The organism is Paenibacillus sp. cl6col (assembly GCF_900102125.1).
Taxonomy (GTDB): domain Bacteria; phylum Bacillota; class Bacilli; order Paenibacillales; family Paenibacillaceae; genus Paenibacillus_B; species Paenibacillus_B suaedae.
On sequence record NZ_FNAZ01000003.1, the window covers coordinates 609,470 to 623,176 of the forward strand.

General features: G+C 49.5%; 14 protein-coding genes and 1 pseudogene. All 15 read right to left on the bottom strand.

Annotated elements, in window-relative coordinates; genetic code table 11:
- Positions 1–53: 53 nt before the first annotated feature.
- Positions 54–815 (bottom strand): class I SAM-dependent DNA methyltransferase, encoded by a 762-nt coding sequence (locus BLS15_RS10780; protein ID WP_021256848.1) that lies wholly within the window; start codon positions 813–815, stop codon positions 54–56.
- 70 nt (positions 816–885) lie between these two features.
- The gene (locus BLS15_RS10785; RefSeq protein ID WP_021256849.1) at positions 886–1,869 is read right to left on the bottom strand and encodes a CvfB family protein; all 984 of its coding nucleotides are present in this window, start codon (positions 1,867–1,869) and stop codon (positions 886–888) included.
- Positions 1,866–2,213 (bottom strand): ribosome silencing factor, encoded by a 348-nt coding sequence (gene rsfS / locus BLS15_RS10790; protein WP_021256850.1) that lies wholly within the window; start codon positions 2,211–2,213, stop codon positions 1,866–1,868. The genes BLS15_RS10785 and rsfS overlap by 4 nt, the downstream gene beginning before the upstream one ends.
- A 63-nt stretch (positions 2,214–2,276) precedes the next feature.
- Entirely contained in the window at positions 2,277–2,870 is a 594-nt protein-coding gene (gene yqeK, locus BLS15_RS10795) for a bis(5'-nucleosyl)-tetraphosphatase (symmetrical) YqeK (protein ID WP_090511389.1), read from the bottom strand.
- Positions 2,842–3,450: a nicotinate-nucleotide adenylyltransferase gene (gene nadD / locus BLS15_RS10800; RefSeq protein ID WP_021256852.1), complete on the bottom strand. Its 609-nt coding sequence runs from the start codon at positions 3,448–3,450 to the stop codon at positions 2,842–2,844. Before nadD ends, yqeK begins: the two co-directional genes overlap by 29 nt.
- A 21-nt stretch (positions 3,451–3,471) precedes the next feature.
- Positions 3,472–3,762, bottom strand: a complete 291-nt coding sequence (gene yhbY, locus BLS15_RS10805; RefSeq protein ID WP_021256853.1) for a ribosome assembly RNA-binding protein YhbY — start codon at positions 3,760–3,762, stop codon at positions 3,472–3,474.
- A 119-nt stretch (positions 3,763–3,881) separates the two neighbouring features.
- On the bottom strand, positions 3,882–4,772 hold the full coding sequence (gene aroE, locus BLS15_RS10810; protein WP_021256854.1) for a shikimate dehydrogenase: 891 nt from the start codon (positions 4,770–4,772) through the stop codon (positions 3,882–3,884).
- 46 nt (positions 4,773–4,818) lie between these two features.
- A complete protein-coding gene (gene yqeH, locus BLS15_RS10815; RefSeq protein ID WP_090511614.1) occupies positions 4,819–5,922 on the bottom strand; it encodes a ribosome biogenesis GTPase YqeH in 1,104 nt (367 codons plus the stop codon).
- 11 nt (positions 5,923–5,933) lie between these two features.
- On the bottom strand, positions 5,934–6,458 hold the full coding sequence (locus BLS15_RS10820; RefSeq protein WP_175460750.1) for a YqeG family HAD IIIA-type phosphatase: 525 nt from the start codon (positions 6,456–6,458) through the stop codon (positions 5,934–5,936).
- A gap of 176 nt (positions 6,459–6,634) precedes the next feature.
- A complete protein-coding gene (locus tag BLS15_RS10825) occupies positions 6,635–8,902 on the bottom strand; it encodes a transglutaminase TgpA family protein (RefSeq protein WP_090511392.1) in 2,268 nt (755 codons plus the stop codon).
- Positions 8,899–10,173, bottom strand: coding sequence for a DUF58 domain-containing protein (locus BLS15_RS10830; RefSeq protein WP_028531310.1), 1,275 nt, complete (start codon positions 10,171–10,173; stop codon positions 8,899–8,901). Before BLS15_RS10830 ends, BLS15_RS10825 begins: the two co-directional genes overlap by 4 nt.
- Before the next feature lie 3 nt (positions 10,174–10,176).
- Positions 10,177–11,123, bottom strand: a pseudogene (locus tag BLS15_RS10835) (AAA family ATPase).
- A gap of 275 nt (positions 11,124–11,398) precedes the next feature.
- Positions 11,399–11,749: a stage V sporulation protein AE gene (gene spoVAE / locus BLS15_RS10840; RefSeq protein WP_021256860.1), complete on the bottom strand. Its 351-nt coding sequence runs from the start codon at positions 11,747–11,749 to the stop codon at positions 11,399–11,401.
- A gap of 6 nt (positions 11,750–11,755) precedes the next feature.
- Positions 11,756–12,778 carry a stage V sporulation protein AD gene (gene spoVAD / locus BLS15_RS10845; protein ID WP_021256861.1) on the bottom strand — a complete coding sequence of 341 codons (1,023 nt, stop codon included), beginning with the start codon at positions 12,776–12,778 and terminating at the stop codon, positions 11,756–11,758.
- A 45-nt stretch (positions 12,779–12,823) separates the two neighbouring features.
- Positions 12,824–13,321 (bottom strand): stage V sporulation protein AC, encoded by a 498-nt coding sequence (gene spoVAC, locus BLS15_RS10850; RefSeq protein WP_021256862.1) that lies wholly within the window; start codon positions 13,319–13,321, stop codon positions 12,824–12,826.
- Positions 13,322–13,707 lie beyond the last annotated feature (386 nt).

Genomic DNA, 13,707 nt, shown 5'->3' on the forward strand with positions numbered 1-13,707 from the left:
GACGGATCAATGTGCATATCACATGCATCTTCAGAAACTATGCACATCTATCTTTATGGCTTCACTGCAACAAAAAAGATTCGGCGCGACTCTTCGTCCGGCGACTGCCATTCAAAGTCCGCAAATTGCTCGACATGATCGAAACCAGCTTCTTTCAGCATACGTTCTAACCAGTCTGGATCATAGGCGCGTTCAACATGCTCCTCGTCAATACGCTCGTACAAGCCTCCAGACTGCTGACGAACGAACAAGGTCAGCTGGTGCTCAATCTCCTGGCGTTCTTCATCATAATCCGAAAACCAAATGTAAGAGATATCTTCATCATCATAGGCAAAAGGCTGGGTCTCCGCATAATGTTCGAATTGACGGACATGAAGCACATCGAACAAGAAAACGCCGCCAGATCTCAAGTTGTTATAGGTAGCTTGAAAAGCACGCTTCACGTCGCCCTCTTCTGTCACATAGTTCAAGCTGTCACAGAACGAAACGACGGCATCCGCTTCTCCAGGCATGGCCCAATCGCACATATCTTGATTCACCCAACGCACGTCGCCCTTCAGCGGTCCAGCCTCTATTCCCTTGCTGCTCGCAATTGACAGCATCGATTCTGAAATATCGATGCCGATTACATCATAACCGAGCTTCGCCAGTGGCAATGCCGTACTCCCGGTTCCACAGCCAAGGTCAACGATGGAACGAACCTGGCCGCTTCCAAATCGTTCCCAAGCCTGCCGAGCAAATGACACCCACTGGTCGTATGGCATGTCCTCCATTAAGCGGTCATAAACCTCCGCTACACGCCCATATGAAATCATCTATCTTCACTTCCCCTGCCGGAGGTTGTTCCCTCATTCCATCATTCGTAATGCATGTTGAACGAACGACTTAGCGTGCATTGTCGTTGCCGTACGAGCGAGCCTTATGTGCTTCACGCGCTTCGGCTTGTGCCGCCGACAGTGCCTTGTGAAGCTGTGCCGTATCCATTGCAGCAGCCGTTTCCGTCAATTCGGTCCAATTTCCATTTTGACGAATGAGACCTGCCTTCATCAAGCGGCCGATAGCACGCTTGAATGCTGACTTGCTAATGCCGAAGCGCTGCTTCACAATATCGGCAGGCGTCTCATCGGAATATGGCATTGTGCCGTTTGGGCGCTCCTTCAAGAAGGTGAACAAGCGTTCAGCATCTTGATCCATGCCGACTTCTTTGCGCTCTGCCATCGTTACATTCACGCGCCCATCCTCACGGACATGCGTAATGCGAACACGGACAGACTCACCAAGACGAAGCAGGCGCGGACGGAGTGATTCATGAATGAATCCAATAACACCTTCTCCAACAGGCGCGCCATCTACGACAACGAACGTTCCCATCTTGAGAGCACGGTACACGACCGCATCGCGCCATGTGTTGTTCCAAGACTCAGGAGCTGCGAACATATAAGGTACCAAATCATCTTCACGAGCTGGCAGTGCAATAAGTCGTCCGTAGCGATCCTGTTCCATCCGGACGTATACCTCATCGCCAACCTTCGGGTGAAGCGGTTCGAACTCGGGAAGCTCTCCCTTCGGAAGCAGCAGTTGACGCCCAATCCCCATCTCCAGGAAGCAGCCGTACTTCGGATGAATATCCGCTACCGTAAGCTTAGCAATCTCTCCGAGTGTCAACAAAGGACGCTTCATTGTCGCAGCAATGCGATCTTCCGTGTCATAGTATAAAAACACTTCCACGTAATCGCCAGGCTCTACTTTGCCCGTAAGCTCTGTATAATGCAGCAACACGTCCTGCTCTCCGTTCGTCAAGAAATATCCGTACGGAGATACTTCACGGTCGATTATTAATCGTTGAATCGTTCCTGCTTCCCAAATCATGCAAACTCCACAACTTTCGCATCGGACCACAGCTTCTCAATGTTGTAGTACTCGCGTTCTTCGCGGTGGAACACGTGCACGATTACGTCGCCCAAATCAATGAGAACCCAGCGTGCGGAGTCAAATCCTTCTGTACCGCGCACGTGTCCGCCTACTTCATGCACACGCTTGCGAATTTCATTCGTAATCGCTTGAACTTGTGTATCCGAGTTCCCGTGGCAGATTACGAAATAATCTGCGATGAGGGAAATGCCTTGCAGGTCAAGCGCAATAAGATCCATCGCTTTCTTATCTTCAGCCGCACTTACGGCGATTTCGAGCAATTGTTTAATGTTGTCTGCCATTCAATTACCTCCACATTGTGTTTGAGCCATTCTTATTTTTGTATTTCTAAGCCCATATCGTGATTAAGTTGCTGACTTTTCAAGTTCTGCCTCCAGTTCGAGGATCAGCCCATTGCGAGCATGGATCGTCAGCGGGAATACCCGGCGGCGGCGCTCAATCAAGAATCGAATGGTCGAGTCAAATCCGGCAATTAACGCCGCATTTAGATTCTGCTCCGCCAGTTCACGTATATGATCAACTCCAGGGAAATCCCGCCCCGGCTCGATGTAATCTGCCAGACACACGACCTTATCCAGCAAGGTCATCTTCTCTCTGCCGGAAGTATGGTACTTGATTGCATCCAGTATTTCTACATCTTCAATTCCATATTCATGCTGCGCCACATGTGCGCCCACAGGCGCATGCCATAATTGCTTGTCATACTCCAGCAATTCGGATGGCATGTTATGTTCCCGAATCATCTGTTCCATTCGATCTGTCTGCCAGTACTTTGCTACATCGTGCAGTATGGCCGCGATATCCGCCTTATTCGGGTCTGCTCCATACTTCTTGGCCAGTTGAACGGCTGTTGTCATAACCCCTTGCGTATGCTGCCACCTTACAGCTGGCATCTGGGATTGTACAGCCTCAATCAGTTGTTCGCGCGTCCGATTCATATAGACCCCACCTTGCTATATACTGTTGAACCTCGTCCGGCACAATATACTTGATCGATCGCCCTTCGGCCAATCGCTGCCGAATATCGGTCGATGAGATATCCATCTGCGGCATCTCGCTCTCGATGAGCCGAGAAGACCACGCAGCAGGCAGCTTGGCAGCATCCCAGCTTGATCCAGGACGATGCAATCCAACAAATTGAATCTGCTCCATCAGCTCATCGATGTGATGCCACTGGGGCAGGTAAGCGACCATATCGCCGCCGATAATCCACGCCCACTTGACGTCGGGATACTCCCGGCGCAGCCCATGGACAGTGTCTAGCGTGTAGGATACACCGCCATGCTTAATCTCCCAGTCGCACACTCGAAAATGCGGATTACTTTGCACCGCCAGCCTCGCCATTTCCAAGCGCTGCTCCGCAGAAGCAGCTGGTCGATGCGCTTTATGCGGCGGCACATGCGCTGGCATGAACCATACCTCATCTAAGGAAGCTGTCTCCCTAGCGCATTCCGCTGCCACTAGATGCCCGAGATGAATAGGGTCAAAAGTCCCGCCCATGATCCCTACGAACTTCATTCGGTAGCCCTCCAGTGATCGTTATGGCAGTTCAATCTGCTTGTTATCCGTCGATTCCTTGTACAGCACGATCGTTTTACCAATGACTTGAACAAGTTCGGATCCGGAGCGTGAAGCAAGCTCCTCTGCGATTTCGCGCGGATCTTCCAAACAATTGTTCAATACCGATACTTTCATCAATTCGCGTTTCTCGATTGCATCCTCAACGTGACGTACGAGTTGATCATTCATACCGCCCTTGCCTACTTGGAAAATAGGCTGCAGATGATGTGCAAGAGAGCGAAGATAGCGTTTTTGTTTACCCGTTAGCATATAAGTTTAACCTGCCTTATCTATTCATGAGTGATAGTATTGAGCCTCTTTCCATGTCTGGAACGTGCGACTCCTTCGTGCCTAAATGTCTTCTGTATTAGAGTATCCACATCTTGAAATTAGGATTGCAGCGTCTCAAGTACGCGCTGCCGCATAAGCGCTGTCGGCGCCTTCAAGCCTGTCCACAATTCAAATGCGATTGCCCCTTGATGAACGAACATGCCGAGCCCATTATGAATCCGGCACCCCTTCGCCTTTGCTGCCTGCAGCAAGGCTGTCTCTAGTGGATTATAGATGATGTCACTTACAAGCATATGGGCTTGCAGCCATTCCGCGGACACGGGTGACGCCTCTATATGGGGATGCATACCGACGGAAGTCGTCTGAATGACGATATCAACATCGTTCGGCGCAATTGCAGGCGCATCGCCCAACATAACTGCTCTTACGTTGCCGAATCCCGACAAATCGTCTGCAAGTGACTGCGCTCGCTCCACCGTACGATTTGCAATGACGAGCTCCTTGCAGCCCTCTGTAAGAAGAGCGTGCGCAATCCCCCGAGCCGCACCGCCAGCCCCTATAATTACAATGCGGGAGGATGGGATATCTGCTTGCATCTCTTCCTTCAAAGAACGAACATATCCAAGACCATCCGTGTTGTAACCATGCAGCTTGCCGTCACGTTGGACAATCGTATTGACCGCACCAATCACCTGAGCGCTGCCATCAATCTCGTCCAAATAAGCCATCACCCGCTCCTTATGCGGAATGGTGACGTTCACCCCTCCGAGACCAAGTGCGCGAATGCCTGCTACGGCATATTCAAGCTGTTCTGGCCTTACATGAAATGCAGTATATATCCCGTTCACTTCCATCGCCTGCAAGGCTGCATTGTGCATGAGCGGCGACTTGGAATGTGCAATCGGATCCCCGATTACCGCATACACCTTGGAACTGCTATTCATGTTCTTTACAAGATTGTTCGAATATGATGCATCCTTATCCGGCATGAACCCCATCCCCCTGCTTATTGACTGTCTCTTCTCTTTCGAAAACTTAAATTAAGGAGTGGCGTGCCAGCACCTTAACTCCCTTAGGCGCATGGATCTCAACCAGCGCGCCAGTTGTACCGTTGCACTTGATCCAGCCCAAGCCGGAAATGAACACGTCTGTCTCTCCTCCACGCCCAATGCGAAGCTGGTGCTTCGTCCATGCTGGAAGCTCGTCAATTCGTTCCCGAGTCGGTGGAGCAAGCAGTTCGCCGCGGTGATCACGATAGAGCTCGTCCGCACGTTCCAGCTTCGTCCGATGGATCGGAAGATCGTTCGACAAGTAGCAAGTGAAGGATTGACGCTCGCCTTCCACGAAATCAAATCGAGCGAACGCGCCAAAGAACAACGTTTGCCCTTCATTTAATTGGTATACCAGTGGCTTCAATGATTTGTCCGGCAGCAGGGAAGATAAGTCCTCCCGGCTCGCAAGCTCAGTCAAGCGGCTCTTGTACACAATCCCCGGTGTATCAATGATATGCTTCCCGTCGTCAAGCGGGATATGGATCATATCAAGCGTCGTTCCCGGGTAGCGAGAAGTGGTAAGCTCGCCATCCAAATCGCTATAGTCCCGAATCAAGCGATTAATCAATGTTGACTTGCCTACATTCGTTGCACCAACGACATAGACATCGCGATTGCCGCGCCACTCGGAAACCTGATCGATCAACCGATCGAAGCCAAGATTGCGCTTCGCGCTCACGAGCGCAATGTCTACAATCCGAATGCCGTGTTCCTTCGCTTGGCGCTGTACCCAATTGATGATGCGGTTCCAATTCGTTACCTTCGGCAGCAAATCGATCTTGTTCACGACGAGCAGTACTGGATTACTCCCCACAAATCGCTGCAAGCCGGAAATAATACTGCCGTCAAAGTCGAATAGATCGACAATGTGTATGACGAGCGCGTCTTCCTCGCCGATACGTCCCAATAGGCGAAGAAACTCGTCCTGATCGAATGCGACGGATATTGCTTCATTATAATTTTTTATCCGAAAGCAGCGCTGGCAAATTACTGGCGTCCGTTCCAACGCTTTTGCCGGCACGTACCCGGATGCTTCCGTACTCTCCGTTTGCAGAGCTGTACCGCAGCCGCTGCATTTCCGTGCCATTTGTTCTTCTGTCAATGTTGTTCCTCCTCGTGCCACATTCCTTTTTTACGAAAACGTTTCGTTACGATGCGTTCGACTCGCCGATTAATGCGTGTCATCCAACCCTCATCTTGGATTGCGATTGGATCAACTAATATCGTATACATCCCGATGCGGTTGCCTCCGAGCACATCGGTCAACATTTGATCTCCAACTACCACCGCTTGCTCAGGTGTCAGCCCCATCAGCTTCAATGCTTGATGAAAGGCCCGTTGCGAAGGCTTCCGTGCTGAATTCACAAACGGAATATTAAGCGGCGTCGCAAACCGGGATACTCGCGGATGATCGTTATTCGACACAATCACCACTTGAAACCCCATTTGCTGAGCTTGTTCAAGCCAAGCCGTTAATTCGGGCGTTGCCAAAGGTTCCTTCGCGCCTACAAGCGTATTATCCAAATCCGTAATAATTCCCTTGTATCCTTTGTCCATCAGCTCCGCAAGGTTAATATCGTACACCGTACGAACCCGAAGACGGGGAATAAGCCTTTCCAACAAAGCGGTCACCTCGTTTTCATACGAAAAACTATACCATATTCTTTGTTTTTCGTGCAAAAAAAAGCCGTTCCTATGCGGAACGACTTTCATTTGCCACATTTACGGATACATCTTCCTCGCATTGGATTCACAAAAACAACTACTTATTGGAAAATGGTCACATGCTATATAACCTGTTATCCGATGTGTTTGTACGCCCGAATTGCTTCTTTCAGTTGCTTCACATCTGATTCCATTATAGGATGCCCGCCATACTTCGCCTGCTCGAACTTATTGACGATCACTGCCGCTGGATCGCTTCTGCCCTCTCGCTGATCCGACCATCTCTTGGCAGCTTCACGCACAGTCTCATGCGCTCCCTTGCGCATGCCCTTCCATCTGCAATAGCTTAGCCACAAGTCTGTATGCAGAATGATCTGTTCCTTGTAGGTTAAATTACGCTTCAACAGCCAGAAGAACCGCAGGGAGAACCCGATCGTTCTCCACTTCCACAATAATAGTAGGAAACATACGGCCGCCATCACGATAACAATCCACTTCGCCCCCTGAACGAGCCAAGCTGGAAGTGACGCATCATGCCGCTCCTGCTTCGGTTCTGCCTTTTTCTCCTCTTGCTTCTCTTCCGGCTTCTGTTCTTCCTTCTTCTCAGGCTCCGGCTTCTTCTCTTCCTGTTGCAGACGCGGATAGGTGAAGCCAGGCGTCGGCTCAAATGCAACCCAGCCATAGTCACCCATGTATACTTCGACCCAGGAATGAGCCTCTGCATTAGTCACCTGATACGTGCCAGCTCCACTGTCCTGCGATTGCTCGGCCAGCTCATGAGTGGGAACGTCCCCGTTCTGACGCGTTCCTGGTGCGTATCCCTTCACCCAGCGTGTTGGGATGCCAGCAGAACGAAGAAGAATGGCCATCGATGTTGAGAAGTGATCGCAATACCCTTCCTTGATTTCGAACAAAAAGGCATCGACGAAATCCTCGCTCTTGCGCAAGGATAAATTCGGCGCATTTGTATATCGATACTGCGTACGCAAATAATTTTCTACCTTTTTTACCTTGTCGTAATAGTTAGTTTCGTCATGTGTTAATTCCTGCGCCAAATCCTTGACTCGCTGTGGAAGCGTGTTTGGGATCTGCAAATATCTCTGGAATCGATCCGCGTCTGTAGATATTGTTTGTGATGATTTGCGCAAATCTTCCTCGGTAAAAATCGGGACTCGCGAAGTTAGAGTGTAGCTAGTCGGATATTTATCTGTCTTCGGATCTTCATACCTGACTTCCCCTTCCTGCTCGTTCCAACGCAGAACCGCCTCAAGAGAATTACTAATTGACTCTACCGACTCGATCATTCCTAAACCGAATAACACGGGATACGAGTCTTTATTTTGCATCGTAATTGTTTGTTGAATCATTCTTGTAGGAATGTTTCGAGCAGGCTGATCCGCTGCTGTGAGCTGTTGTCGAAGACTAAAAATGGGATTGCGTCTTGGTGTTTTATCCCATCCCTGTCCAGTGTACCAGTCCTTTGATTCCCCTCTCCAGTAGCCGCGCATTTCCGTTGTTACGGACATAACAGGCATATAGTCCATGTTAAAGCCATTGCCCAGCTCTGCATCCGAATGGCTGTAACCGGATGTACTCGTACGAGATCCGCTCCCGCTACCCGTCACCTTCGATACGAGATCCGACATCGGGTTATTCCCATCGCCATAGCGATTGCTCCAAGCGGTATACGGGTCAGTCAAGATTGGCTTGACTTCTGGTACATTAACCCCTACAGAAATAATGAGAGAAATCACGAACACAGCGAGCAGCCCCATTTGCAGCGGGTAACGTACGGATCCGCGCCATATGTTCGGATAGTCCGTGTTCATTTGTTTATAGTGAATACAAATGAGCCAAATCAATGACGCGCCAACAATCCACGCCACCTGCATCCACAATATTTCGTCGGTAAATGAATCCAGTATGCCGAAGATCATAATTTGGACAAGCAGCCATAGGAGAACACGCGCCTTGCCTTGCACGAGCACTACAAGAGATTCGCAGCATAACCATAGTCCTAGCAGAAACCAGATGTAAGGGTGAAATTGAAGGAGCTTGTCCCACCGTTCACCACCATCTATCCATATATCAAATTGTACGAGATTCCGATACACGATATAGCATAAAGCTGGGAGGGCAATGATCAGTCTGCCTATGAATTGGCATGGGAAGAGCATAACTGCACCCCATAATCCAATCATGAACATGCGCGACATGGCTAGCGTCTCGTCGTACCAATACGGTTCCAGCATGACAAGCCATTGCCAGACCATCACAATCATACAGGTCCAGATCATCCTCTCTGTCCAATAGGAGGATAACCACACTTGTATTCGATCATCTGCAGCCTTCTGTACGGTTGAGGTACGTGAAGGAGCGGAGTACGGCTGTTCCGTCTTCATGCGGCCCCACCTCCTAGAAGCTTCGGCAGATCCTGTACTTGAGACAAGGAAATGTAGTGCAAGCGCTGAGAGGCCAGCAAGCGTACAAGAGATTGACTCCTCTCGTTATGCGGGGCTGACACCTCTTCCTTCACATGAATAAAGCTCCCGGAACACCCCAGCTTCGATAATGTCCGTGTGTAAATCAACACATCTGAAGAGGCATGTCCGCTAATGAACGCAAGTGAGGCTCCTTGAAGCATCGATGCATGCTCAGTAAGTGCTGCAAGCTGTTGTTCTTGCTCATCTGATGATTCCAGCTGCACAGTAGACATCCATTGTCGAAATACAGCAATATCTGGTTTGGCCTGATCAGCCGTCCACCAATTCAATCGCTCCCCGATAGTCGCCACATAGGTTGGGCGTTGACACTGAGCACCGTATTGTACAAGGGATGCCATCGTAGATACAGCAGCTTCAAATTTCTCATCCGCCACTGCTTTATTTCCCTCATAGGAAAGTGAACGGCAATCCAACACAACAATGATAGGCGATTGGGACTCTGGATCGAACTGTCTTGTCTTCAACATCCCCGTCTTTGCAGTTGCATTCCAGTGAATGCGAGATAATTTATCTCCGTACACATACTCACGCACACCGTTCTGTTGTGAAGATTCTCTGTGATGACGGACAGAAGATGCTGCATGTACACCGTGACCTACCTGTCGCTCCGCATGTGTCCACCTCGGAATAGGAATGACAGTTGGCATCACATAGAAGACGGATGGCGCATTAAAGCTTCCACTCTGCTCAAACAACCCGAACAGATCCTTGGAGCTGCATAACGCTGGAGCAAATTCATAATATCCTCTTGCCAAAGACGGAGTCCGGTAAGTGACTGCAGCCGAACGGCCAGCGCCTAAGGCAACTGCAGACTCCATCGTATTACAGCGGTTGCCGAAACGGCAGAGCTCATCACGGACAACGAGGTAAGGAATGGGCAGCCAACCTGGTACAGTGACTCGGATGTTAACGTATAATTGCGAATTGGCGGGAAAGAAGACCCCTGATCCGTCGCCAAGCATTCTTGTTCCCCGTACGTTGCGAATGCCGCCAATTAACACTACACCCCAATATACGAGCAGCACAGTCGCCATAGCTAGCAGCATGACTGACGTCTTGCCGCCTTGAAATAAGAAATAGAACAAACACGAGATATACATGCTGGCAACCGATATAATCGTTCGCTTGCGAGCCCCTTTGCGCTGCCACATACGTTGCGAATGACTCATATGCTACGTCCCCAATCGGATTGGTACACGAACACGTTCCGTAATATCGCTTACAATATGCTGGGCTGAAATGCCCTCCATTTTCGCCTCCATGCGCAGTACAATCCGGTGCGTCAATACAAAAGGAAGCAGTTCCTTCACATCATCAGGCGTAACGAAATTCCGCTCATGCATCCATGCTCTCGCCTTCGCAGCCTGCATCAATGCAACGGAAGCGCGCGGGCTCGCTCCGAGCAGGACATGTGCTTGTTCACGTGTAGCCCGTACGATCTCAATCATATAGGCCGCGACTGCATCATCCACATATACATTGCGAACTTCCTCCTGCATCAGCTTAATGGAGGCAATATCCGTCACGGTCTCTGCTCTCTCCGATGGCAGACCTTCCGCATGGCGAATCAGCATCGTACGCTCTGTCTGCTCATCCGGATACCCCAGCTTAAGCTTGAACATGAAACGATCCAGCTGTGCTTCCGGAAGTACATAAGTACCCTCGAATTCAATCGGATTTTGTGTAGCAAACATAACGAAAGGTGAAGGAAGAGAGAAATTCTCCCCATCTACCGTACCTCCATTGCTTCCAGCAATGCAGATTGTGTCTTTGTAGTAGCACGGTTAATTTCGTCTACCAGCAGGACATTCGCCATGATTGGGCCCGGACGATAGACAAATTGCTGATCCTTAGGATGGAATATGAATACACCTGTAATATCAGTTGGAAGCAAATCCGGGTTGCACTGCACTCGCCGAAATAAACCATTCATCGTACGAGCTAACGATTTGACGAGTTGCGTCTTGCCTGTCCCGGGAACATCTTCAATAAGAACGTGCCCTCCGGCCAGCATCGCTGTCAGCAGAAGTTCAATTTCTTGGGATTTACCTAAAATACATCGTTCCAATGTCGATTGCATCTTTCGCATTAGGGCATGCAATGATTGGTAGGATGACATGGCAACGACCTCCTATTGGGTTCATTCATTATTTTGTAGAAGAATTAGTAACTTTCCACGTGATAACGTTTTAAAAATACATGCATTTTTTCATTTTACACCATTCAAGGAATAACGTACATGTCCATTCATGGTGAATCTTGTCAAATATCTTCGTTTTATCGCTAAACAATGGATTGTGATCACCAACAAAAAAAGCTCTGACACCATCGAAATAGCGTCAGAACTTTACATGTATCCTTATTCGATTGACGAGATCTGAATAGAACTTCCACTCATCCCTTAGGCCGAATGACAAGAGCAGCTAAAAAAGAAAACACAATCGCAGCGGAAATGCCTGCACTTGTTGTCTTGAACATACCGCTGACAGGTGCTACCCACCCGGAAGCTTTAATCTCGGTCAAGGCTCCATGTACAAGAGAGTTGCCGAAGCTCGTAATCGGAACGGTTACCCCTGCTCCTGCAAATTTAATAAGCGGCTCATACCAGCCAAGTCCGTCGATAATCGCTCCTGCGACAACAAGGATCGTCATCGTGTGCGCCGGAGTCAGCTTGGCAACATCGAACATGAGCTGACCGATTACACAGATTAACCCGCCTATGACAAATGCCCATACATATATCATCCTGCTTCATCCCTTCATTTCAATCGTTACTGCGTGCGCAATGCAAGGAATCGTCTCCCCTTGCTGGAAGGATAGCGGCGAGAGCAGCGCTCCCGTAGCAGCTACAAGCACACGTCTCAGCTTCCGTTCACGCAAACGCTTCAGAATGTGGCCGTATGTAACGACTGCCGAGCATCCGCAGCCACTGCCCCCTGCTTGTACGGCCTGCTTGTTCAAGTCATAGACCATAAGGCCGCAATCATTGAAAGTTGTCCGCTCCATATGCAGTCCGTTCTGTTGGAACAGATCATTGGCGATCGACAGACCGATGGATGCCAAGTCGCCTGTGACAATCAAGTCATAATCCTGAGGCTTGCGATCCAGATCGCTTAAGTGAGTCTGGATCGTATCGACTGCGGCTGGAGCCATTGCCGCCCCCATATTGAATGGATCCTTAATTCCGAGATCGACAATCTTGCCGATCGTAGCTGCAATCACACGAGGCATGGATGAGTATTGCTTCTCTGCCTTGGCAACTACAGCTGCTCCAGCACCTGTTACTGTATATTGCGCCGTAGGCGGCTTCTGGGAACCATATTCGGTCGGATAGCGGAACTGCTTCTCCGCTGTGCAGTTATGGCTGCAAGTAGCTGCCATCACCTTGTTCGCATTGCCCGAATCTACAAGCAGAGAGGCAATCGCAAGCGATTCCATCGATGTCGAACAAGCACCAAACACGCCAATATAAGGAACTCCCAGGGTACGCGCTGCGAAGGAATTGCTAATAATCTGATTAAGCAAATCCCCGCCGACAAAAAAGTTCAGATCGTCCTGCGTAATATGGGAATTTACAATTGCAAGCTGCGTCGCCTGCTCCAATAGTTTACGTTCGGCTTTCTCCCAGCTTTTCTCCTGCATATCAAGCGTATCATGTATATAATCAAAGTCAGCAGCCAGCGGCCCTTCTCCTTCATCAGGACCCACAACTGTTGCCGTGCCAATGATCGCTGGCTCACTCTGGAATCGCCATGTATGACGTCCGATTTGCATCCAAATCCCCCTTCCTCATGCATGCGTTCATAATGCAGCAGCAGGTCAATGCTGGAGTCCAAAGATCAAATAAATCAACGCAACGAAGAACGCCGCTACGGTTCCGAACACAACGACTGACCCAGCCAATTTGAATATGTTCGCTCCTACCCCAAGCACTAAGCCCTCACTGCGATGCTCCAATGCCGCCGAACACATGGAATTGGCGAAGCCAGTAACCGGGACGGCCGTACCCGCGCCTGCCCACTGTGCGATTTTGTCGTATACGCCGAAGCATGTAAGAATGACGGACAGTAAAATTAAGGTGACGACTGTCGGGTTGCCTGCCTCCTTCTCGCTCATTCCTAAATACGTCATATATAGCTGCTGGATAACTTGTCCAATCAAACAAATCGTCCCGCCAACGAGGAACGCACGAATGCAATTTTTGCCTACCGTCCGTGCGGGCTCCCGTCGACTGGCGATTTGCTTGTACTCTTGCTCAGAAAGCGTCCAATTTCCTGATTTCCATTTCGGTGTTCCGGATTTCGTTGATGACGCCATATCTCCACCTCCTGCAACATACTTGTGTAGCATTCATCATTTCACATGCATCATCATTCCTACACAGTATTTGTCTTTTGGAGATGGAATATGTCATGTATCTCATACTGCCTTCATGCACAGCCTACAGCAGTCGCTGCAGGTGCAGCAGAAGCAAGCAAATAGCGAGCAGGACGAACAGAACAAGCACAATACAGCTGAACAACGGTACCATGACCCTGTTATCCAAATTCACTCTTCCTCTCTGCATTACTGGATACGGCCCTATGCGATACATTAGTGTATGCAGTTCCTGATAATCCGCTACAAGCTAAGGAAGAATAGCCTTCAGGATGTCCATATTCGGAGGATTCGTTTATTCGCTATACAAATAAGCGCCCCAGTCC